A 22,911-nucleotide genomic window follows, 5' to 3' on the forward strand; every position below is an offset into this window, starting at 1 on the left:
TATATAGTGCCAGATATGAAACTTTTTGCTGGTAATGCAGTACCAGAACTCGCCCAGAAAGTGGCTGACCGACTTTATACCAAGCTTGGCCACGCCAGCGTAGGACGTTTCAGCGACGGTGAAATCAGCGTAGAAATCCACGAAAATGTACGTGGTTCAGATGTTTTTATTATCCAATCCACTTGTGCTCCGACCAACGACAATTTGATGGAATTGATCGTAATGATCGATGCGTTACGCCGAGCCTCAGCCGGTCGTATTACTGCGGTTATTCCCTATTTCGGTTATGCCCGTCAGGATAGACGCGTGCGTTCCGCGCGAGTTCCTATTACTTCTAAAGTCGTCGCCGACTTTTTGTCTAACGTTGGTGTTGATCGGGTCTTGACTATCGATTTGCACGCAGAGCAAATTCAGGGCTTTTTTGATGTACCGGTCGACAATGCTTTCGGTACCCCCATACTGCTGGAAGATATGCGTAACCGTGAATTCCATAACCCGGTAGTGGTTTCACCGGATATTGGTGGTGTGGTGCGTGCACGAGCATTGGCTAAATTGATGAACGATGTGGACTTGGCCATTATCGATAAACGTCGTCCCAAAGCTAACGTTGCCCAGGTAATGCACATAATCGGTGACGTACAGGATCGCGATTGTATTATCGTTGACGACATGATTGATACCGGCGGCACCTTGTGTAAAGCGGCAGCGGCATTGAAAGAACATGGTGCCAAACGAGTATTCGCCTACGCGACTCATGCTATATTCTCCGGTAACGCCAAACAAAATATTATCGATTCGGTCATTGATGAATTTATTGTCACCGACAGTATCCCGCTATGCCCGGAAATAAAGGCGTTACCTAATGTTCGCCAGTTAACCTTGTCGAATATGCTGGCCGAAGCCATTCGCCGGGTGAGTAACGAAGAATCCATTTCGGCTATGTTTGAATATTAAGATGATCCGTTCATCATGAGCTTGCCGAAAGAAGAGCTTATTAAAGATAATAAAAATGCCGCTAAATCTAGCGGCATTTTTATAACAAATACCCGCCCTTTCATCTTGTTATAAAAATAACCTAATGGTAGAATTCGCCGCCCTTTTTTAGGGACTCATGTGGGCTTTGGTCGCAAAAGCACACAACATTCATTTTTTTGGAGTAATTTATGCCTGAAGCAATTTTTAATCTGGACGCAGAAGTTCGTACAGACTTGGGGAAAGGTGCGAGCCGCCGCCTACGTCATGAGAACAAAGTACCTGCGATCCTATACGGAGCGGGTAAAGAAGCCGTTTCTTTAACTCTGGATCACGATAAAGTTATCCAGGCCCAAGATTTCGAAGCCTTCTATTCACACGTATTAACCTTGAATATCGCCGGCAAGAAAGTTGAAGCTCTGGTAAAAGACATGCAACGTCACCCGTTCAAGCCGAAAGTCACCCATATCGACTTTTTGCGTGTTGATGCCAAACAAGCTGTTACGACTCACATTCCTTTACACTTCATTAATGAAAATAAAGCGGATGCAATCAAAGTTCACGGTGGTCACGCTGAACACCATATGGCTGACGTAGAAATCACCTGTTTGCCGAAGAACTTGCCTGAGTTTATCGAAGTTGATTTGCTTAACATCGAATTAGGCCAGACTCTGCACTTATCTGATTTAACCATGCCTAAAGGCGTTACTCTGGTTGAATTAGCTAAAGGTGAAGGCCATGACCAGGCTGTCGTTACTGTTAAAGTGGCCAAAGGCACAACTGCTGACGACGCCGAAGATGAAGGCGAACAAGCCACTGAAGAATAAGTTTAAAGGCAACACTTTTGTCTGATATTAAACTTATCGTGGGCCTGGGTAATCCAGGCCCCGAATATCAACACACTCGTCATAATGCCGGTTCCTGGTATGTTGAAGCACTCTCCCGTCATTACAACGCTCCATTAGCAGTAGAAAACAAATTTTTGGCCCGGACGAGTCGCGCTTACATCAACAACCAAGAAGTCCGTTTAATGATCCCTACCACTTATATGAATTTAAGTGGTCAACCTGTTGCCAAACTAGCCAACTTTTATCGCATTCCCGCACAAAACATTCTGGTCGCTTTTGATGAACTGGATTTACCTCCGGGAGTAGCAAAATTAAAAACAGGTGGTAGTTCGAGTCAGAACGGTATTCGCGATATCGTTAGCAAAATGGCGAACAACAAAAATTTCCATCGATTACGGATTGGCATTGGTCATCCCGGACATAAATCCCAGGTTACCGGATATGTATTGGGAAAAGCACCACAAAACGAACAACAACAAATAGAAGCCGCGATCGACGAAGCGGTACGTTGCACAGAGATACTGCTGAAAGATGGCATGACAATGGCGATGAACCGTTTGCACAGTTTTAAAGCTGAATAGCAATTTAATTAAGAGGAAACAGAAATGGGTTTTAAATGTGGCATTGTGGGTTTGCCTAATGTAGGTAAATCAACCCTGTTTAATGCGTTAACCAAAGCCGGCATCGAAGCGGCCAACTTTCCTTTTTGCACCATCGAGCCGAATACCGGCGTGGTACCTGTGCCTGATTTGCGTCTTGATGCATTGGCAAAAATTGTCAATCCACAACGGGTTATACCCACCACTATGGAATTTGTCGATATTGCCGGGCTGGTTGCAGGCGCTTCCAAAGGCGAAGGTCTGGGCAACAAATTTTTGGCCAATATTCGTGAAACCGATGCCATTGGTCACGTCGTTCGCTGTTTCGAAAATGATAATATTGTGCACGTTGCAGGTAAAGTTGATCCCAGGCAAGACATCGAAGTCATTGATACTGAATTGGCCCTGGCCGACTTGGATAGCGTTGAAAAAGCCATTCTTCGTGTAGGCAAACGGGCCAAGAGTGGTGACGCCGATGCCAAGTTTGAGCTTAAAGTACTGGAAAAGCTGGTTCCCCAACTTAATGAAGGCCATCTGCTACGTGCAATGGATCTTAGCAAGGAAGAGAAAGCTGCGATCAGCTATATGAATCTGCTGACGCTCAAACCTATTATGTACATTGCCAATGTTAATGAAGACGGCTTCGACAACAATCCTTATCTCGATCAGGTTCGGGCTATTGCCGAACAAGAAAATGCAGTCGTTGTTGCCGTGTGTGCTGCCATCGAGTCAGAGATTGCCGAGTTGGATGATGCCGACAAAAAGGAATTTCTGGATGAAATGGGGCTGGAAGAGCCGGGTCTAAACCGGGTTATCCGTGGTGGTTATGAATTACTAAACCTAAAAACCTACTTTACCGCAGGTGTTAAGGAAGTGCGTGCCTGGACTTATCCTGAAGGTTCCACTGCGCCGCAAGCGGCGGGTAAAATCCATACCGATTTCGAGAAAGGTTTTATTCGTGCAGAAATTATCGGTTTCGATAATTATGTCGAATTTAAGGGTGAACAAGGTGCCAAAGATGCCGGTAAATGGCGGTTGGAAGGCAAGGAATATATTGTTAAAGACGGCGATGTCATCCACTTCCGGTTTAATGTGTGATCACAAAACAAACAGCCGAGCCCACTTTTTAGTGGGCTTTTTTATACCTGCCCATAGCAGTTGCGCAGATACTAGCCAGTCAGACATTTTACGCCAAAAAAGGGGTTGACGACCCTTAGGCAGATGAGCATAATACGCGCCTCTCGAATGGCTACGTAGCTCAGTTGGTTAGAGCACAGCACTCATAATGCTGGGGTCGCAAGTTCAAATCTCGCCGTAGCCACCATTCGAGCATAACAATGCGGAAGTGGTGAAATTGGTATACACGCTGGATTTAGGTTCCAGTGCCTTAGGGCGTGAGAGTTCAAGTCTCTCCTTCCGCACCATTTTTAAATGCTTAGCATTTAAAAAATTAGAGCATCGCCAAAAGGCAACGGGAAATCAAAACCCGTACTCATATATTGAGAAGCGCCTTTTAGTGAAAACTCTGCAAGGAACAATTGGGGTATCGCCAAGCGGTAAGGCAACGGGTTTTGATCCCGTCATGCGTTGGTTCGAATCCAGCTACCCCAGCCATATTCTAGATTTACGGATAAGCATCGTTTATTCTTAATATCTAAACAGTATTGAAGAGATTTTTGGCCTCTTAAAAAACTGGGGTATCGCCAAAAGGCAATGGGTAATCAAAACCCCTTCTCATCACATGAGAAACCTTTAGCGTTAAATCTTTAAATGGACAACTAGAGCATCGCCAAAAGGTAACGGGAAATCAAAACCCTTCTCATCACATGAGAAACCTTTAGCGTTAAAGCTCTAAATGGACAAATAGAGCATCGCCAAAAGGTAACGGGAAATCAAAACCCGTACTCATAAATTGAGAAGCTCCTTTTAGTGAAAACTCTGCAACGAACAATTGGGGTATCGCCAAGCGGTAAGGCAACGGGTTTTGATCCCGTCATGCGTTGGTTCGAATCCAGCTACCCCAGCCATTTTAAATGGATAAAAACGCCCACTATAAGTGGGCGTTTTTATTTCTGTTGCAATCCACTTTATCGTTAATTGTCACTGGACAGTCCTTGCTGTAAAAGACATTATCTATTTCCAATAAGAATTAAAATCACGCCGTTTAAGGATCCGTTTTGTTTGATCAAATTTTTGCCCTCATCAATACCCTGCTCTGGGACTACTATGTGTTACTCGTTATGCTTATTGCCGCAGGTGTATGGTTCACCCTTAAATTGGACTTTATCCAGTTTCGCTACTTTGGCCATATGTTCAGTGTTATGCGTGGCAGTACCCAAGGTGGTAAATCCGGCATAAGTTCTTTTGGTGCTTTGTGTACCAGCCTGTCAGCGCGAGTGGGTACCGGTAATCTGGCCGGTGTGGCAGTAGCAATCTCAGTCGGTGGTGCCGGCGCTATTTTCTGGATGTGGGTTATCGCCCTGCTTGGTATGGCAATAGGTTTTGCCGAAAGTGCATTAGGCCAACTATATAAAATTCGCGATGATCATGGCGAATTTCGTGGTGGCCCCGCTTATTATATTCAGCAAGGTTTAAATAAACGCTGGTTGGCGATTGCATTCTCGCTGTGTATTTTTTTAGGTTATGGCCTGATCTTCAGCTCGGTACAGGCTAATTCGATTACCGATGCACTTAATCACGCCTATGACTTTCCTCCTCTATATTCAGGTATTGTGATTGCAACTATTGCCGGCATTATCGTGGTGGGTGGATTGCGCAGTATCGCCAATTTTTCACAGTTAATAGTCCCCTTTATGGGATTGGGATATGTACTGGTCACCCTGGCCATTACTTTATGGAATCTCGACGCCATTCCTGGCGTGTTATATAACATCGTTACCTCAGCGTTTGGTATTAATGAAGCGGCTGGTGGCACAATAGGTGCAGCAATCCAACATGGTGTAAAAAGGGGGTTATATTCGAATGAAGCCGGGTCCGGCAGCGTCCCGCAAGCGGCCGCAGCAGCAACCCCCTATCCTAACCATCCGGTATCCCAGGGTATGGTACAAATGCTTGGGGTATTTATCGACACCATTATTTTATGCAGTTGCACAGCCTTTATAATATTGTTGGCTGGCGGCGGGGCCGAACAACAGATGGAAGGGATCCGCATGACCCAGGATGCTATGACCTTCCATTTAGGAGCCGGCGGCAGTGATTTTGTTGCTGCGGCGATTTGTTTGTTTTCTTTCAGTTCGGTGGTCGCCAATTACGCCTATGCGGAATCCAATCTGCATATGTTCAAAATGGATAATAAAATGGGCCGGATTGGTTTTACTGCCGCTTACCTGATTATGGTGTTGTGGGGTTCTTCAGCCTCCCTGCCCCGTGTATGGGTCATGGCTGATGTGGCGCTGGGTTTAATGACTGTGATTAATGTTATCGCCATTATCTGGCTAACTCCGACTATTGTATCCATCACCAAAGACTATTTTGCGTCACGAGACAAAGGTGACACGCCTGAATATAAAACCGGCCAATGCCCGATACAGGGCAATACCGAATCGGGTATCTGGTAAGGTAACTCGTCTGTTAAGTTTAAATAAGTCACTGAAATATCAGTGACTTATTTAAATTAAACTACACTAACAATTCGAGCTCCTCACTAGGTTGTACGGCCCGCCGCAGTGAGTTAGATGTTTTCTGGTTACGGATTGGGTGGAAAACGGCATGCTACTTGGCAAGTTATCATTTAAACAACAGCTTCTCCTGTTAATCATTATTCCTCTTGTCGGCTACATTCTCTTCGCTGGCAATGATCTGGCCGGTAAGCTGACCTTCGCCCAACAAATGGATACCCTCACCAAACATATCCAGCTTGCCTCCATGAATTCTTCACTGGTACATGAATTACAAAAAGAGCGCGGTAATACAGCCGGTTTTTTGGGGTCTAACGGGACTCAATTCAGGCAATCATTAATCGAACAAAGACAATCAACAGACAGGGCAATAAATGCCAGAAACACTTATCTCGCTACTCTGTCTTTTATTAACCAGCCGGTCCTGAAGGACAGCCTGAACAAGGTCAGTGATGAGCTCACCCGTCTAACATCCAATCGACAACGAATAGATGCACTGGATATGCCACTCAATTCTGCTCTCGCCTACTACACCAATCTAAACAAGCACTTGCTGGTCATTGCCACCCACATAGCCAAACAAAGTCATAATGCCCAAATCAATCAGCTTATTATTGCTTACGACAACTTTCTTCAGGCAAAAGAAAGGGCTGGAATAGAACGAGCTGTGCTGGCCAATGTTTTTGCTACCAATCAGTTTAGTCCCGGCCTGTTTGTTAAATTCCTGAATTTGATCAATGAACAGGATACCTACACTCACCAGTTCGAAGCGTTTGCGGACCAATCGGCCAAACAGTTTATGGTTGATACCATGAATGATTCAGCAATAGATGAAGTTAAAAGACTCAGGCAAGTTGCGATTGATAATGCCAACACAGGTCCTTTCAAGGTGGACAGTACCTATTGGTTCGAACAAGCAACACGTCGAATCAATTTTCTCAAGCGAGTTGAAGATTTTCTCAACCAACAAATATTGAACAAGACCAACGAGCTAAAATCACAAGCGCAAGGCAGTCTGATTAGCAATGCATTAATTGTCGTAACACTGCTTATCGCACTAGGTTTGTGTACATTCCTAATCCTGAATTTACTAAACAAACAGGTCCGCTCGATCTCAAGTACACTGTCGAATGTGACGCACCGACACCAGTTGAACGTCAGGGCACAGGTGTTCAGCCAAAATGATCTGGGCCAAATAGCAGATGATTTGAACAACATGCTAGAAGTCTTTAGCGACACCATCAAAAAAATCGCACATGCATCAACTGATCTGGCGTCCACATCCGAGCATACTTCATCTGCTATTAAACAGAGCCAGAATTTACTCAGTGAACAACAAATGGCGACCGTACAGATTGCCACCGCAATTGAGCAAATGGTCGCAACAACCAGGGATGTCGCGCAAAATATTGTCAGTGCATCGGATAGCGCCGCTTCTGCGACCAGACTCACCGAGCATGGCCAAAAGGTTGTCGACGAATCGGGACAATCTATCGCCTCGTTGGCAAATGATGTATCTCATTTAGGACAACGAATTGCGCATTTGCACGATAGCAGCAATAACATTACCAAAATGATCGACATCATCAAGGCGATTGCCGAGCAAACCAATTTATTGGCGCTTAATGCGGCTATAGAAGCTGCACGGGCTGGCGAACAAGGACGAGGTTTTGCGGTGGTTGCTGATGAAGTGAGAACATTGGCGAAACGGACGCAGGTATCTACCCACGAAATCGAACAGATCATTACAACATTACAAGCTGATGCCAATAGCGCCTTTGAGTTGGCGGAAATAAGCCAGCAAAAAGCGGCAGACGCTGTAACCAAAGCCGGCAATGTCGAGACACTGTTAACCGACGTGAGTCAGTCTATCGGTACAATTGATGATCTCACCGATCAAATAGCCGCTGCAGCAGAGCAACAAGTTAGCGTAAATGAAGAAATTAGTCGTAATGTGCTACAAGTCGAACAAAAAGCTCAACAGACCGTCAGCAGCAATGATCAGGTGGCAGAAACCGCCCAAAGTCAAAGTCAGCTAGCCCTGCGGCTTAAAGAGTTATCCGGTTTATTTGCTGTTTAATCTACGACAGGCCCAGCGCATATTTCATCATTTGGCGCTTCATCGGGGCAATCTTGTTGGTTGCCCCCAATACAGAGTTACGTAACCATTTTAGCGGTACAATATCGTTGCTGAAGGTTTTATACAGTAGGTCCATTCCATTGCTCATGAGTAAATTGTCATGCCTGCGACCTCGTTGATAAGCATCAAATAAATTATTGATATCTGCCTCCGTCCCAGGCATTCCATTTTTGTCAATTAGCTCCAGCAAACAACTGATATCCTTAAAACCGAGATTGACTCCCTGTCCTGCTAACGGATTAATGGTATGAGCGGCATCTCCAATCAATAACACACGCCCCTGATAATAACGATTGGCGTGCATGCGGTTCAGCGCAAAGCTGGCGACCTGCAGGATATCAAAGTTCACCAGCTCTGAAGGAAATGTCTTTTGTATCTCCTTTTTTAGCTGTTGATGGGACAACTGCTGCAAATATTGGATCTGATCGGCATTGTGATACCAGACCAGTGAAGCAAATCCGTCGTACAAAGGCAAAAATGCCAACGGGCCATCAGGCGTAAATTGCTGCCAGGTAATATCCTGTTGCTCACCATCAGTTTTGATGTTAATCCCAAGGGCTTGTTGTTTATATTGCCAGCCAGTCACCCCGATTTCCGCCGCGGTGCGCACCGCTGAATTGGCTCCATCAGCACCAATTAACCAATCTGCTTGCAACACAGATTGATCAGTTAAATACAGTGTCGGACGTTGGTTAAAATCAAATCGGCTTACTTCGGCATTAATGACAGTGGCATTGGTACAAGCTTTTAGCGCATCAATAACTCCCGCCTGCACCAGCCTGTTTTCAATAATATGGCCTAGATGGTCAATAGCCAGATCAGCGGCACTAAAGTTGGTGCGCATGGCTCTATCTTCCCAAACCGCTAAATGGCGGTAAGGACAAAGTCGGGTATTTTCGATATTAGCCCAAGCCCCAAGAGTGGCTAGCAGCTGCTCGGACGCCAAACTAATTGCCGACACCCGCAGATCCGGTGATTGTTCTGGCTCGTAAGGCTTTGGAAGGCGCGCCTCAATCACCGCAACGCTGTTCCCTGCCTTGGCCAACCCTAATGCAACTGTGGCACCAATCATTCCGCCACCGACTACCAAAATATCATATTGCTGCATTATTTTTTTCCTGAAAATTCAATCTTGCTGTATCGCTAATATATCTGCCAATTATCGCGCCCAATAACATTTATGCAAATGAATGTAACAAGCAGATTCCAAATCGGCTTTCCGACATAAATTTTTACATCAGAAAAACAACTTTTTGCTCGTTTGGCGATACTTATATCTCGAACACGGACATTCACTCTAACCAGAGAAGAGACAGACCATGAAAAACCTATTTGCAACTTTTATCATCAGCGCCATTTCAGTTAATCCGCTGTTGGCGATAGAACAAAAACCGGCAGCACAGTCAGTGCAGAGATATGTATTCAGCTATGACTTTATCAATCAACAGGATCCACAACAAAGACAATACCAACACTTGAGTCAAGAGCTGGATTATCAGTTAACTTTGGCAGTACAGCAGGACAGCTTGGCCAATGTGCAGCAAGTTGGGCGGGATATGCAACGCTTCAGCAGCGCGGAAAACCAACAACTTGCATCCTTATCTGAACGTTAAACACGACCCTTTCCGTAGTCACTGTAGTCAGCTGTTTCGCTACAGTGATTTTTTGTTGTGTACGTTTGATATCTTTGCAGGATTTACAGACACAACCAGCCTCTAGCGTTTTGGTCAAATAAGCGGTAAAATTTGCGGCTATTTTTCAATGCCTATGCATCACAGACAAGCGCGGAATGACTAAGAAACTATTTATCAAAACCTGGGGTTGCCAGATGAACGAGTATGATTCGGAAAAGATGGCCGATCTGCTCGATTCAACCCACGGCTATCAATTAGCAGAGACGGCTGAAGAAGCCGATGTGATCCTGTTAAACACCTGCTCTATTCGCGAAAAAGCACAGGAAAAAGTCTTTCACCAATTGGGACGCTGGAAAAACCTGAAACAGGATAATCCCGATCTGATTATCGGTGTAGGTGGCTGTGTTGCCTCTCAGGAAGGTGATGTGATCCGTCAGCGAGCGCCATTTGTGGATATGGTATTTGGCCCACAAACCTTGCATCGCTTGCCGGAAATGATCAATCACGTGCGCGGAGAGAAATCGCCAGTAGTAGATATCAGCTTTCCTGAAATTGAAAAATTTGATCGCTTACCTGAGCCGCGCGCCGATGGACCGTCGGCGTTTGTATCAATAATGGAAGGTTGCTCAAAATATTGCACCTTTTGTGTGGTGCCTTATACCCGAGGTGAAGAAGTCAGTCGCCCGGCCGACGACGTACTGTTAGAAATAGCCCAACTGGCTGAGCAGGGCGTACGGGAAGTGAATCTGTTAGGGCAAAACGTTAATGCGTTTCGCGCCGAAAATGAAGACGGCAGCATTTGTACCTTCGCCGAATTACTGGAACTGGTCGCCTCGATTGACGGTATTGACCGTATTCGTTACACCACCTCCCATCCGGTTGAATTCACCGATGATATTATCGATGCCTATGCCAGCATTCCGGAATTGGTTGATCATCTGCATTTGCCGGTACAAAGTGGCTCGGATCGAATTTTGGCGCTGATGAAACGCGGCCATACCGCGATTGAATATAAATCCAAGATCCGTCGACTTAAAAAAGTGCGCCCCAACTTGTGCATGTCGTCCGACTTTATTATCGGTTTCCCTGGCGAAACTGACGATGACTTTGAAGCCACCATGAACCTGATTCAGCAAGTGGATTTTGATTTGAGCTTCAGTTTTATCTACAGCGCTCGTCCCGGCACGCCTGCTGCCGATTTGCCGGATGATGTCAGCGAAGAAACCAAAAAACAACGTTTACAGTTATTACAACAACGTATCAATCAGCAAGCGCTGCGTATAGCACGCAATATGCTGGATACCGAACAGCGTATTCTGGTAGAAGGTCCGTCCAAGAAAAATCCGATGGAACTCAGTGGCCGCACCGAAAATAACCGGGTAGTCAATTTTGAAGGTACGCCGGATATGATTGGTCAATTTGTTGATGTGAAAATTACCGACGTATTCAGTAATTCCCTACGCGGCATAGTATTGCGCACCGAGCAGCAAATGAATCTGCGGATTAACACTTCGCCAGATCAGATTCTGGCCAGACAAAACTCTTCACAACCTGATCCACTTGGTGTCGGTCAGTTTATCCCCCACTAGGAGCATGCATTGGCGAACAAGCTAATCAGCAATGATATTTTACTCGAACCCAGCGATAACAAGCGTTTATCTTCGCTTTGTGGGCCGCTGGATGACAACCTCAAACAGATTGAACGTCGCCTGGGCGTGGAAATTTCTTATCGAACCAACGAATTCAGGGTATTAGGCGAATCCCAGCAGGCTAACGCCGTGGCTGAACTGTTAAAACTGTTGTATATCGAAACCCAGCCAATTAAAGGCAAGATCCCCGAACTGGATCCGGAAACAGTGCATCTGGCGATTCAGGAAGCCAAATGTCTGGAACGGGCCGAGTCGGGTAAATATGGCAAAGAAGTTCATATCAAAACCCGTCGTGGCATTATCAAACCGCGCAACCCGAATCAGTCACAATATGTTAAAAATATCGTCAATCACGATATTACCTTTGGTGTCGGACCTGCCGGAACCGGCAAGACCTATCTGGCCGTTGCCTGTGCTGTCGATGCGCTGGAGCGTCAGGAAATTCGCCGCATATTACTGACCCGTCCGGCGGTAGAAGCGGGTGAAAAGCTCGGATTTTTACCCGGCGACTTATCGCAGAAAGTCGATCCTTATCTTCGTCCTTTGTACGATGCCCTGTTTGAAATGCTGGGTTTCGAAAAAGTCGAAAAACTGATTGAACGCAATGTGATAGAAGTCGCCCCTCTGGCTTATATGCGTGGCCGTACCCTGAACGATGCTTTTATCATTCTGGACGAGAGCCAAAATACCACAGTCGAACAGATGAAAATGTTTCTGACCCGTATCGGCTTTAATTCCCAGGCGGTCATCACCGGCGATATTACCCAGGTCGACTTGCCCCGTGGTGCCCGCTCCGGTTTGCGCCATGTTATTGAAGTATTAAAAGACGTACAGGATATTTCGTTTAATTTCTTTAACGCCAACGATGTTGTCCGTCATCCCGTGGTTGCTCGTATTGTGCAAGCTTACGAAAATCATGACCGGGATATGGAAAAGCGCAAACAGCAAGAAAAGGGCAGTGAGTGACGGCCGTCGTCGATTTACAAATCGCCACCCAACATCAACCACTCCCTAGTGAAACCCAGATCCGGCAATGGCTGGATCTGGTTCTTGAACACCTCGATATTTCCCAGGCAGAAATCACCGTCAGAATCGTTGATGATAAAGAAAGTCAGCAATTAAATCGCGACTATCGGGGCAAAGACAAGCCCACCAATGTATTGTCCTTTCCGTTTGAAGCGCCACCTGGCATAGAACTGGATTTGCTCGGCGATCTGGTGATCTGCGCCGCAGTGGTTGCCCAAGAAGCCAACGAGCAAGATAAATCCCTGATGAATCATTGGGCTCATATGATTTTACATGGCACCTTGCATTTACTGGGTTATGACCATATAGACGATAGCGAGGCGGAAGAAATGGAGTCACTCGAAATAGCCCTGTTGGCGAAATTAGAGATTGACGATCCCTATCAAGATCAGGAATGATACCCTCTGTTTAACTCGTTTGGTTGTAGTAACAAGCATGATCGAACATCTATCAAGTAAGGCAATACTGGCAATGATTGTCAGTAATATTAGGAATTTATGAGCGAAGACAACCCCCACTCTAGTAACGGTTCTTCTAAAGGCTGGCTGGATAAATTTGTACAGACCTTTACCGGAGAACCGCAAAACCGAGAGCAACTGGTTGAAGTGATTACCGATGCAGAACAACGCGAGGTAATTAACCCTGGTACACGCGAAATGATTGAAGGTGTACTGGATGTCGCTGATATGAAAGTCCGGGAAATTATGATCCCGCGTGCTCAGATGGTGACAATCAATATTAATGAAACTGTCGAGGAATTTTTACCCGTTCTGCTCGACTCTGCCCATTCCCGCTTCCCGATTATCAGTGAAGACAAGGATCATATTGAAGGGATCCTGTTAGCTAAAGATTTACTCGAATATGCCTTTTGTGTTGATCGTCAGGTAGTATTAAAAGACATCCTGCGGCCCGCCGTCATAGTACCGGAAAGCAAACGGGTCGATGTGCTGCTCAAGGAGTTTCGACAGAAACGCTATCATATGGCCATCGTGGTGGATGAATATGGTGGTGTATCCGGGCTGGTCACTATTGAAGATATACTGGAAGAAATTGTCGGTGAAATCGAAGACGAACATGACGATGATGAAAGCAATAACGATGATATCCGACCGTTAAATAAAAACACTTATACTGTTAGAGCTTTAACCGAAGTTGATGATTTTAATGAGTTTTTCAACTCCAATTTTGATGAAGAAGAAGCCGATACTATAGGTGGTATTGTGCTTAATGCGTTTGGACATATGCCTGAACGCGATGAAGAAATCACCATTAACGGTTTCGAATTCAAGATCACCAATGCCGATAAGCGGCGTTTAATCCAACTAAAAGTCACCCGTCCCAGAGACGAGTTGTCAGAACAGGACGAAACGCCGTAACTCGACGATGATAATTTATTTACTGGCGCTGTTGTGTGGCGTCAGCCTGACGCTTAGCTACGCCCCCTTCTCCCAGTGGTATCTAATGCCAATGGCGCTCAGTCTTTTCTGCTGGTTACTCAACCGTCACGACATTAAACGAGGCTGGCTGGGCTGGTGGTTCGGACTGGGCTGGTTTGGAGCCGGGATCAGCTGGGTGCATGTCAGTATTGCCCAATACGGTGGTTTGCCTATTGTGCTATCACTCGGGATGATGTTGTTACTATGCGGCTATCTGGCTATTTACCCTGCCCTGTTCGGCAAGTTACTGCAGCGTTTTTTCCAGCCACGCTATTGGCCCTTAGCTGCGCCAGCACTCTGGCTATTGTGTGAAGGGCTACGAGGCTGGGTTCTCACCGGTTTCCCCTGGTTATCGCTGGGCTATAGTCAAATAGACGGTCCGCTGGCAGGCTGGATACCGGTTATCGGCGAAGTCGGCGTCAGTGCATTACTGATCATGCTGGCAAGCAGCGCAGCAATTTGGCTGCCGCATAAACGTTATATTCCCGTGGCGGCGCTGTGGCTAACCTGTCTGTTCGGCGGTTTAGTGCTGAATCAGGTTGATTGGGCAAATTCCTATAAGCCAGCGGTAAAAATAAGCATGGTACAAGGTAATATTCATCAGAGCATGCGCTGGGTACCGGAGCAGGATTGGCCAACCATGATGAAGTATCGCCATATAACAGATGGATTATGGGACAGCGATATTGTTATCTGGCCGGAGGCGGCTATACCCAAACTCGAACCGCTGGCATTGGATTACCTGCATGATTTGGATAGCGCCGCAGCTCAAAACCATACAGGACTGATTACCGGTATTCTCAATTATCATTTTGAAACCAGTGAAGCCTACAACGGGATTATCAGTTTGGGCAGTATTGATCGCCAGGATGAGCAAGGCCAATACCGATATGACCATGCCAACCGTTATGCCAAACATCATTTATTACCTATTGGTGAATTTATTCCGCTGGAAAAATGGTTAAGAGGCCTGGCACCCATTTTTGATTTACCTATGTCGTCCTTTAGCCGCGGCGATTATTTGCAAACCAATTTACAATCCAATGGCTATCATCTGGCTCCGGCGTTATGTTATGAAATCGTGCTGCCGGAGCAAATTCGCGACAATCTGCACGCGGACACTGATTTTATATTAACCCTGAGTAATGATGCCTGGTTTGGTGATTCTCACGGCCCGCATCAACATCTGGAAATCGCCCGGGTTCGCGCTAAAGAATTTGCCTTACCGGTATTACGGGCTACCAATAACGGCATTAGCGCTTTTATTGATCATCAGGGCAATATTATTAGCAAGGCGCCACAGTTTGTCGAAACCAGTCTCAGTGCCGAAGTCGAGAACGTGATCAGCAATACCCCCTACCGCCGTTTTGGCAACTGGATTATCTGGTTAATTTGTTTGGCGGGATTGGCCGTGGCCTTGGTATTAAAACGCCAGCATTAATCAAAAGCTTATCTCACGCAAAGATAAATAGGCTGCGAGTGACGAGCGTCGAGTTACGAGCTAAAGACAACCCCTTCGTCACCCCGGTATTGTTTTGAGCCGGGCTCCATTAGCAGACAAAGAACAGGCTTAAACATGGATCCCTGCCCAAAAGACCGCAGGGATGACGAGGGAAACTACCCGCAAAGATAAAGAGGTAGTCCAAATATGTGTTTGCTACATTCACCCTTCGACTATTCGTTCCTCATGCTCAGGACGAATGGTACATTGTATCTTATCCAGCATTGAGAATGCTGACTGTATTGGTTTTAAATTGCGACTCTAACTTTCCCGAGTTAAATGAGGGCTTGTCGGATGGCCGGACATGGACGTCCGGACAAGGCCAATGCTTTACACGGACGTTACCTTTGGCCGCTCCGGCATTAAAGCCATCATTTTAATCGGATTAGAAAGTTAGTGGAGTGAAGCACTTTTCCCTATTTTGGTGCTTCAAAATAGGGTTGGGCCGCAGGGATGCGGCACGAAAAAAGGCATGGATGCCGTTTTGGCGAAGCCAATATATTTTAGCTCGTTACTCATAGATACGTTGCTATTTTCAATCCTCATCAGTGCCGTTAACAATACTGGCAATACTTAGCAGACGTCTTACTGCCAGATAGTTCACCGTACCTTTGGGATAACGTCCGCGACTGGAAATGTGGCCAGCTTCCTTACCGGTTAGAATTTCAATTGCGTGATCGACGGTTTCAACAGTATAAATATGAAACTGGTTGCGTTTTACCGCTTCAATAACTTGCTTGTCCAGCATCAGGTTAATCTGGTTGGATTTGGGGATAACCACGCCCTGCTGGCCTGTTAGTCCGCGGTGGACACAGAGTTTGAAAAAACCTTCGATTTTTTCATTCACCCCACCGACACTTTGTACTTCCCCATATTGGTTAATCGATCCTGTTACCGCCAATCCCTGTTTAACCGGTAATCCCGTCAATGCCGATATTAACGCCACCAGTTCGCCAAGCGAAGCGCTATCACCGTCGATATGACCATAGGATTGTTCCAGTGCAATATTGGCTGATAACGTCAACGGAAATAATTGCGCATATTTATGGCCTAAATAACCGCTTAGGAGCATGACCCCTTTTGAATGAATGGATTTACCCAGCTCCACTTCGCGTTCGATATCAATAACGCCATTGGCGCCAGCATATACGGTGGAGGTAATACGAGCCGGCGTACCAAATACGCTATCGCCAATTTCCAGTACGGTTAAGCCGTTCACCTTGCCAACGGCTTCTCCATCCGTCGCTATCAGGATCTGTCCTTCCTTGATATCGTCCAGTAAACTTTGGCTAATTCTGCCGCTACGCAAGGTTTTGGCATCGAGTGCCATTTCAATATGCGCAACTTCCAACAAGCTGCTGGCCGATTGTGAACAGAAATAAGTTGACTCGTTTAACAGCTCGATAATATCGGCAAAGCGCGCTGAAAGCCGGTGTTGGTGTTCAGCCAGACGCAAGCCATGCTCAACCAGACGATACATGGCTTTGGCTGAAATACCTTGCAGACCTACAAGATGGATTTGATTACGCACCCTTCCGACAAAATCAAACAAGGTGGTTCGATCCAGCGGAATTTCATGATCAAAATCGACTAGTACCCTGAACAGCTCATCAAATTCGTCATCATAATCCTGCAAGGTGTAATACAAATCGCGGGAGCCCATCAAAACGACTTTGACCTGTATCGGGATCGCCTGCGGGTTAAGCGTCATAGAATTCACCATGCCGACATCTTGCTGGGGCAACTCCATTTTCATTTCATCCCGTTTAAGCGCCAGTTTTAAGGTTTCCCATACATAGGGCTGCTGGATCATTTTATCCATATCCAGCAACAGATACCCGCCGTTCGCGCGGTGTAACGCGCCGGGACGGATCATGCGATAATTGGTAAAAACCGAACCTTGCATACTGGTATATTCAATTCGGCCAAACAGATTCTGATAGGTGGGATTGGCTTCATAAATAACCGGGGCACCGCTGTCCATTTCATGGGAGATCAGGATATTGGGCGAATACTGCTCTTCCAGTATGGCGCGCCGATCGTATTCATCCTGTTTGTCTTCTTTACTATCTTCAGTCAGGATTTCCATCACAGTATCAATCAGATGGGGTTTAAGCTGATGTAAAAACTTGAGAATCCCCAAATCGGCGGTGTATTTATGCTCCAGCTGTTTTAATAAGGGTTTAATTCCCAGTTCTGCGGTTTCCCGTTTTAATTTACGAATTTGCTCTGAGGCTTCCCGCTTCCATTGCGGTAACTCGATCAACTGCTCACTTAGCCGGTTTTCCAGATCATCGATAAGTTGATAAAAATGCTGACGTTGCTCGTCAGACATTTTGCTGAAATCCTCATCATTAATGGGTTTACCATCAATAATGGGCGAAAAACTAACGCTATTCCCTTCTTCATACAACGCCACCTGATGGCTTTGGGCAAACACTTCCAGTTCTTCAATAACCTTTTCATACTTTTGATCAAACTGGCGGTTAATTGCTGCCTTTTTACGCTGATATCCCGGGTTGTCGTAAGCTGCAGGAAAGGTATCCAGAATTTCGTCAATCAACGAGTCGATCTCGGTAGACAGTTTTTTACTTTCCCCCGCCAATAACCGGATGGCCACAGGTTCACGCTCGTCATCAAAATTGTTGATATAGCACCAGTCATCCGGGGTAGAAACATTGCTTACATGCTTGGCAATGTACTCATGTACCAAAGTAAAACGGCCGGTGGCAGGTTCACCCATCACATATAAATTGTAACCGCTGGCGTTAATACCCAAACCAAAATCCAGCGCGGTTCTGGCTCTGTCCTGACCGATAAAGGTCGAACTAAGCGCGTTATCATCTTTTAATGCCTGATTAATTAATCTGCGGCTGGGTTTGGCCGACAACTGATGAGGGGTTAGTCTGTTATATTCCAACATAAACCTGTTTAATCGCCTTTAAGTTCAATATATTACCGTTTTAATATAACGTTAAACCCGTTTGAATGGGTAATTAAAATCAACTTATTGATAATAAGGAAAGAGCATGTCAGCAAGTATCACCTGTGTCGGGTTAGGGATGAAGTTAGGTGCGCATATCAGCCCTATCTGCAAAAGTCATATAGAGCAGGCTGACGTGGTATTTTGTGCTGCGTCCGACAGTTTATTTGAGCTTTGGGTTAAAGAAATGAATCTCGATGTACGCAGCCTGCAAAGTTACTATGCCGAAGGTAAGTCACGCTATGACACCTACAAACAAATGGTCGAAGCGATCATGACTGAAGTACGCGCAGGTAAAAAAGTGGTTGCCGCTTTTTATGGCCACCCTTGCGTATTTGCCCGCGTGGCAGGCGATGTAATTGAAGTTGCCGAGCAAGAAAACTTCCCGGCCCAAATAGAAGCCGGTATCTCTGCCGAAGACTGTTTGTATGCAGATTTACGTATTGATCCGGGTAAGTTTGGCTGCCAGCATTTTGAAACCAGTCAGCTGATGTTCTATCAACGCATTATCGATCCTGCCGGTTATCTGATTTTGTGGCAACTGGCCGTAGCCGGTGACAGAAAACTAACCCGCTATGCGACAGGTAAAGCCTATCGACAACTGCTACTGGAACGCTTATATCAACATTATCCGCCTGATCATCAAGTTATACTTTACGAAGCGGCGGTATTGCCGATAGATAACGTACGCAAAGAAGTAATCCCGCTCCAGCAATTACCCAACGCAACGGTGACTCAGGCCACCACTTTAGTTATCCCACCCGCTATCAGCATGGTAAAAGACGAGATGATGATGAAAAAATTGGCCGAACTGGATAAAACGGCGTTAGAATAACTTGGATATTTCGATATTCGGATAAGTTGTTATCAACATTAAGTTGTCAATAAACCTAAACAAAAAAAGGAACACTTATGTCTAACGTTATTCAACTACTGGAAAAAATTGGGGTTGATGCCAACCTGCAAGATCAAGCTCAGTTTGCTCAAGCAATTCAACAATCAGGTCTGTCAGATGAATTGCAACAAGCGCTGTTAAATCGCGATAAAAGCAGTTTGCAGCAACAACTGAATGTCGCCAGCAAAATGGCTATGATGATTGTGACTCCCGATGATGATGATGATGACGGCGATACACCAAGCCAAATCGATGTTCAGACTGTTGATATCTGTAGCTAGAGTCTGGCTCTGGTTAGCTAGAAGGTAATGCGACATTATTACTATGAAAAGCAACTGTAACCTAAAGCTAACATTTCTTTTAATTGGTCTATTTATATTCATCAGCCCATTAGCGGCTGATGAATACTATTCCGTAGATGAAATATTACAGCAGGCCGATGAAATACGCAGTAAAGACTCCGTCCTGTTTGACACATTGTTAGCTGAGCTAAGCCAAAAACGAGAACAATTATCTGCCCCTCAAAAACAGTATCTGGATTATCTATTAGCTTATCAAACCGCCTATTCGGGCAATACCAAAGAAGCCGCAGCACAGTTTATAACCATCGCCAAATCTCCTGACAGTGGCAAAGATCTAAGCTTTAGAGCTAATGTAACGCTTATTAATATCCTCTCTCTTGCTGAAGAATGGCATGACGCAATGCCTTTTTTCTTAACAGTATTAAATGATTTACCTAAAATAGAAGACTCTGATACAAAACAGGTGGCGTTAATCGCAATCTCGTTATTTTACAACCTGTTGGGAAAATATGAACTTGGCCTAAACTATGCCGCCCGAGGTAAAGAAATAGCCTCTACCCAACGTAACCAATGTTTTGCTGCCAAAGTATATGTCGAGGCAAAACTGGCATTACATCGCATTACCCAATTTTCGTCTGAAGTATCAGATGCATTAGCGCTTTGTGAACAAGCCGATGAAAGGCTGATTATGGGTGAGATACAAATTATCATTGCCAAGCTGATGCTTAAAAAAGAGATGTATGATAAAGCGCTTAAGCTGCTACAAAGCAATTTACTTTCGACCCAGCAGACCCATTATACCAAGATACTTGTAGATTTTTATTCACTATTGGCCGAAACAAATTGGCAACTCAATAATATTGACGCTGCCAGCGACTTTGCCAATAAAGCGCTTAATAAAGGGCAATCGCTAGGGAATGCCGAATCCAAAGTGCGAGCCTATAAAATATTGTATTTAATTGCTCAACAGCAACAGAATTATGCTGATGCTCTGCAGTATTATATTGATTATGCTAATGCAGATAAGGCTTTTCTAGATGAAGTCCAGACCCGGCAATTAGCCTTTCAGATGGGGCAAACCCAGTATATTGAGCAACAAAATAAAATTGAACAACTTGATCACCAAAATAATCTCCTGCTAATAGAACAAAATTTATCCAAGGCGAAGGCGCAAAAGAACCGGCTGTTTATTACCTTACTGGTAATTGTATTAGGGATACTGGCGGTATGGACTTACCGGATAAAATCCAGGCAGGACAAGCTAAAATATATGGCCGAATATGATGAACTGACCGGTATATTCAGCCGCAGCCACTTTAAGGTATTGGCTCAAAGTGCACTGGATTATTGCGATAAAACCGAACAGGATATTTGCTGTATTGTGTTTGACTTGGACAAGTTCAAACAAATTAACGATGCCAATGGCCATGCCTGCGGTGATTGGGTGTTAAAACACACTATTGAGGTATGCAAGGAGCAGGGCCGAAAAAACGATATTTTTGCCCGCTTGGGTGGCGAAGAATTTTGTGTATTATTGCCCGGTTGCAATGTGATTACCGGGACCAATTTTGCCCATCAATGCCGCAAAGCTATTGAAGTAATTAACACTGCACCATCGGGCTTCCATTTTAATATCAGTGCCAGTTTTGGTGTGACCTCCGCTAAAATATCCGGCTATAAACTGGATAAACTGGTCGCCGACGCCGATAGCGCCATGTATCGCTCCAAAAATAGCGGGCGGAATCGGGTCACTCAACACATCAGAAATGTGATGAGTGATGATTACAAAGTCGCACTGCCTTAAATTAACCCCAGCCTAATCGGTTAATACACCAGCCTGATAATCCTGAATCGCCTGCTCAATTTCTTCATGGGTGTTCATCACAAAAGGGCCATACTGAGCAATGGGCTGTTGTAGCGGTTTACCTGATAGAAACAACAAGCGGGCAACACTGTCTGTCGGATTTTCAACCACAACTTTTCCTTGCCCACTAAGTCGGCTAAGGGTTTTGGCTTTGCTATTCACCCTATTGTCACCAATTTGAATCTGCCCTTGGTAGCTATAAATCATCGCATTGTGCTGAGTGGGTACCGTTATATGCATTGATTGTCCTGCTTCAATGCTGATATCCAGATAACTGACTTCGGTATCAGCAATACTAAAATAGCCATTTAACTCCGTATCGTTGACTCGGGTACGCCCCGCAATCACTTTAACCGTGCCTTCCGCCAACTGATGAACGGCAATATCCCCGGCAGCAATATCCTGATAGCTGGCCGGGATCATTTTTCGGTTGGCAGGCAAATTAACCCATAATTGAAAACCGCGCATCATGCCTTCGGTTTGCTTGGGCATTTCGGAGTGGATAATACCTTTTCCGGCAGTCATCCATTGCACGCCGCCGTCTTCTAGCAGGCCCACATTGCCAATATGATCACGATGCTCCATCTTGCCCTGCAACATATAAGTTACCGTTTCAAAACCGCGGTGCGGATGAGGGGGAAAGCCGCCAATATAATCTTCAGCCTGCTCTGAGCCAAACTCGTCCAGCATTAAAAACGGATCAAAACGTTGTAGCTGCGGCCCGCCAAAAACACGTAACAGTTTAACGCCGTCACCATCAGATGCAGGGCGGGCCACAATTTGTTCCTGTACATTAATCTGATTCATTTTTGTCACCTTGCTTTATGCTAACGCAATCACTTGTTGTTCTGCCGCAGCAATACTTTTACTTCTGGCATCATCACCCAGGTTAACGCCTTCGGCATAGATAAATTCCACGTCAGTTATACCTAAAAAGCCAAACATGGTTTGCAGATAACTGCTATCCAAGTCTGTACCGTTACCTTTATGCAGTCCACCCCGAGCCGTCACCACATAGACTTTTTTATCACCCAGCAAACCAACAGGACCGGTTTCGCTGTACTTGAATGTCACGCCAGCCCGGGCAATATGATCAAACCAGGATTTAAGCTGAGTTGGAATACCAAAGTTATACATAGGCGCGCCAACAATAATAATATCCGCCTGTTGCACTTCAGCGATAAGTTCGTCAGCTAACGCCGCCTTACCCTCACCAATCGCAGTAATGGTTTCAAAATTAAAATGCGGGATCTCGCTGGCGGAAACATTACGTTCAACCACTTCAGATGCGTTTGTTGTCGACAGTTTATCAATAAGCTTTCTGGCAATGCCGCTGGAAACACCGTTATCACCAAAAATACTGGATTGAATATATAAAATTTGCTGTTTCATTGAGTTAACTCCATTGGTTAATAAATGCTGAT

19 protein-coding genes and 4 tRNA genes are annotated in these 22,911 nt (G+C 45.4%); 19 read left to right on the forward strand and 4 right to left on the reverse strand.

The window, feature by feature from the left end; genetic code table 11:
• Window positions 1–6: 6 nt before the first annotated feature.
• The 10 genes from V1467_RS10910 (at window position 7) to V1467_RS10955 (ending at window position 8,137) form a co-directional block, all read left to right on the forward strand.
• Window positions 7–954 carry a ribose-phosphate pyrophosphokinase gene (locus V1467_RS10910; protein WP_416305009.1) on the forward strand — a complete coding sequence of 316 codons (948 nt, stop codon included), beginning with the start codon at window positions 7–9 and terminating at the stop codon, window positions 952–954.
• 209 nt (window positions 955–1,163) lie between these two features.
• Window positions 1,164–1,799, forward strand: coding sequence for a 50S ribosomal protein L25/general stress protein Ctc (locus V1467_RS10915; protein WP_416305010.1), 636 nt, complete (start codon window positions 1,164–1,166; stop codon window positions 1,797–1,799).
• A 17-nt stretch (window positions 1,800–1,816) separates the two neighbouring features.
• Window positions 1,817–2,401 (forward strand): aminoacyl-tRNA hydrolase, encoded by a 585-nt coding sequence (gene pth / locus V1467_RS10920; protein ID WP_416305011.1) that lies wholly within the window; start codon window positions 1,817–1,819, stop codon window positions 2,399–2,401.
• 24 nt (window positions 2,402–2,425) lie between these two features.
• The gene (ychF, locus tag V1467_RS10925; RefSeq protein WP_416305012.1) at window positions 2,426–3,517 is read left to right on the forward strand and encodes a redox-regulated ATPase YchF; all 1,092 of its coding nucleotides are present in this window, start codon (window positions 2,426–2,428) and stop codon (window positions 3,515–3,517) included.
• Window positions 3,518–3,666: 149 nt separating this feature from the next.
• Window positions 3,667–3,743 (forward strand) — tRNA-Met (locus V1467_RS10930).
• A gap of 15 nt (window positions 3,744–3,758) precedes the next feature.
• Window positions 3,759–3,843, forward strand: a tRNA-Leu gene (locus V1467_RS10935).
• Between the two features lie 115 nt (window positions 3,844–3,958).
• Window positions 3,959–4,033: transfer RNA gene (locus tag V1467_RS10940), tRNA-Gln, on the forward strand.
• Between the two features lie 338 nt (window positions 4,034–4,371).
• A tRNA-Gln gene (locus V1467_RS10945) sits at window positions 4,372–4,446 on the forward strand.
• 150 nt (window positions 4,447–4,596) lie between these two features.
• Window positions 4,597–5,997, forward strand: coding sequence for an alanine/glycine:cation symporter family protein (locus V1467_RS10950; protein WP_416305013.1), 1,401 nt, complete (start codon window positions 4,597–4,599; stop codon window positions 5,995–5,997).
• A gap of 151 nt (window positions 5,998–6,148) precedes the next feature.
• Window positions 6,149–8,137 (forward strand): methyl-accepting chemotaxis protein, encoded by a 1,989-nt coding sequence (locus V1467_RS10955; protein WP_416305014.1) that lies wholly within the window; start codon window positions 6,149–6,151, stop codon window positions 8,135–8,137.
• A gap of 1 nt (window position 8,138) precedes the next feature.
• Here V1467_RS10955 and V1467_RS10960 read toward each other — a convergent pair whose 3' ends face one another.
• Window positions 8,139–9,305, reverse strand: a complete 1,167-nt coding sequence (locus V1467_RS10960; protein WP_416305015.1) for an FAD-dependent oxidoreductase — start codon at window positions 9,303–9,305, stop codon at window positions 8,139–8,141.
• A gap of 211 nt (window positions 9,306–9,516) precedes the next feature.
• Here V1467_RS10960 and V1467_RS10965 point away from each other — a divergent pair, with 211 nt between their 5' ends.
• The 6 genes from V1467_RS10965 (at window position 9,517) to lnt (ending at window position 15,383) form a co-directional block, all read left to right on the forward strand.
• Window positions 9,517–9,810: a hypothetical protein gene (locus V1467_RS10965; protein WP_416305016.1), complete on the forward strand. Its 294-nt coding sequence runs from the start codon at window positions 9,517–9,519 to the stop codon at window positions 9,808–9,810.
• Window positions 9,811–9,986: 176 nt separating this feature from the next.
• Entirely contained in the window at window positions 9,987–11,420 is a 1,434-nt protein-coding gene (miaB, locus tag V1467_RS10970; RefSeq protein WP_416305017.1) for a tRNA (N6-isopentenyl adenosine(37)-C2)-methylthiotransferase MiaB, read from the forward strand.
• Window positions 11,421–11,429: 9 nt separating this feature from the next.
• Complete coding sequence (locus tag V1467_RS10975; RefSeq protein ID WP_416305018.1) at window positions 11,430–12,446, forward strand: PhoH family protein; 1,017 nt, start codon at window positions 11,430–11,432, stop codon at window positions 12,444–12,446.
• Window positions 12,443–12,904, forward strand: coding sequence for an rRNA maturation RNase YbeY (ybeY, locus tag V1467_RS10980; RefSeq protein WP_416305019.1), 462 nt, complete (start codon window positions 12,443–12,445; stop codon window positions 12,902–12,904). Before V1467_RS10975 ends, ybeY begins: the two co-directional genes overlap by 4 nt.
• Window positions 12,905–13,003: 99 nt before the next feature.
• Complete coding sequence (gene corC / locus V1467_RS10985; RefSeq protein WP_416305020.1) at window positions 13,004–13,882, forward strand: CNNM family magnesium/cobalt transport protein CorC; 879 nt, start codon at window positions 13,004–13,006, stop codon at window positions 13,880–13,882.
• 7 nt (window positions 13,883–13,889) lie between these two features.
• Window positions 13,890–15,383 (forward strand): apolipoprotein N-acyltransferase, encoded by a 1,494-nt coding sequence (gene lnt, locus V1467_RS10990; RefSeq protein ID WP_416305021.1) that lies wholly within the window; start codon window positions 13,890–13,892, stop codon window positions 15,381–15,383.
• Window positions 15,384–15,978: 595 nt separating this feature from the next.
• Here the strand turns inward: lnt and V1467_RS10995 are convergent.
• Entirely contained in the window at window positions 15,979–18,366 is a 2,388-nt protein-coding gene (locus tag V1467_RS10995; RefSeq protein WP_416305022.1) for a Lon protease family protein, read from the reverse strand.
• Window positions 18,367–18,472: 106 nt separating this feature from the next.
• Between V1467_RS10995 and V1467_RS11000 the strand changes: the two genes are divergently transcribed.
• From V1467_RS11000 to V1467_RS11010, 3 genes are all read left to right on the forward strand, one after another.
• Window positions 18,473–19,261 (forward strand): SAM-dependent methyltransferase, encoded by a 789-nt coding sequence (locus V1467_RS11000; RefSeq protein ID WP_416305023.1) that lies wholly within the window; start codon window positions 18,473–18,475, stop codon window positions 19,259–19,261.
• A gap of 77 nt (window positions 19,262–19,338) precedes the next feature.
• Complete coding sequence (locus V1467_RS11005) at window positions 19,339–19,602, forward strand: hypothetical protein (RefSeq protein ID WP_416305024.1); 264 nt, start codon at window positions 19,339–19,341, stop codon at window positions 19,600–19,602.
• A 43-nt stretch (window positions 19,603–19,645) separates the two neighbouring features.
• Entirely contained in the window at window positions 19,646–21,427 is a 1,782-nt protein-coding gene (locus V1467_RS11010; RefSeq protein ID WP_416305025.1) for a diguanylate cyclase, read from the forward strand.
• 12 nt (window positions 21,428–21,439) lie between these two features.
• Here V1467_RS11010 and V1467_RS11015 read toward each other — a convergent pair whose 3' ends face one another.
• The gene (locus V1467_RS11015; protein WP_416305026.1) at window positions 21,440–22,294 is read right to left on the reverse strand and encodes a pirin family protein; all 855 of its coding nucleotides are present in this window, start codon (window positions 22,292–22,294) and stop codon (window positions 21,440–21,442) included.
• Window positions 22,295–22,309: 15 nt separating this feature from the next.
• A complete protein-coding gene (locus tag V1467_RS11020; protein WP_416305027.1) occupies window positions 22,310–22,879 on the reverse strand; it encodes an FMN-dependent NADH-azoreductase in 570 nt (189 codons plus the stop codon).
• Between the last annotated feature and the right edge of the window lie 32 nt (window positions 22,880–22,911).

This window comes from Neptunicella plasticusilytica (assembly GCF_047922965.1).
In the GTDB taxonomy this organism is placed as follows: Bacteria; Pseudomonadota; Gammaproteobacteria; order Enterobacterales; family Alteromonadaceae; genus Neptunicella; species Neptunicella plasticusilytica.

Coding starts and splice junctions, on each gene's coding strand:
- V1467_RS10915 (WP_416305010.1), top strand. CDS start 1,164: ATGCCTGAAGCAATTTTTAATCTGGACGCAGAAGTTCGTACAGACTTG.
- ychF (WP_416305012.1), top strand. CDS start 2,426: ATGGGTTTTAAATGTGGCATTGTGGGTTTGCCTAATGTAGGTAAATCA.
- V1467_RS10955 (WP_416305014.1), top strand. CDS start 6,149: ATGCTACTTGGCAAGTTATCATTTAAACAACAGCTTCTCCTGTTAATC.
- V1467_RS10960 (WP_416305015.1), bottom strand. CDS start 9,305: ATGCAGCAATATGATATTTTGGTAGTCGGTGGCGGAATGATTGGTGCC.
- V1467_RS10965 (WP_416305016.1), top strand. CDS start 9,517: ATGAAAAACCTATTTGCAACTTTTATCATCAGCGCCATTTCAGTTAAT.
- miaB (WP_416305017.1), top strand. CDS start 9,987: ATGACTAAGAAACTATTTATCAAAACCTGGGGTTGCCAGATGAACGAG.
- corC (WP_416305020.1), top strand. CDS start 13,004: ATGAGCGAAGACAACCCCCACTCTAGTAACGGTTCTTCTAAAGGCTGG.
- lnt (WP_416305021.1), top strand. CDS start 13,890: ATGATAATTTATTTACTGGCGCTGTTGTGTGGCGTCAGCCTGACGCTT.
- V1467_RS10995 (WP_416305022.1), bottom strand. CDS start 18,366: ATGTTGGAATATAACAGACTAACCCCTCATCAGTTGTCGGCCAAACCC.
- V1467_RS11000 (WP_416305023.1), top strand. CDS start 18,473: ATGTCAGCAAGTATCACCTGTGTCGGGTTAGGGATGAAGTTAGGTGCG.
- V1467_RS11005 (WP_416305024.1), top strand. CDS start 19,339: ATGTCTAACGTTATTCAACTACTGGAAAAAATTGGGGTTGATGCCAAC.
- V1467_RS11010 (WP_416305025.1), top strand. CDS start 19,646: ATGAAAAGCAACTGTAACCTAAAGCTAACATTTCTTTTAATTGGTCTA.
- V1467_RS11015 (WP_416305026.1), bottom strand. CDS start 22,294: ATGAATCAGATTAATGTACAGGAACAAATTGTGGCCCGCCCTGCATCT.
- V1467_RS11020 (WP_416305027.1), bottom strand. CDS start 22,879: ATGAAACAGCAAATTTTATATATTCAATCCAGTATTTTTGGTGATAAC.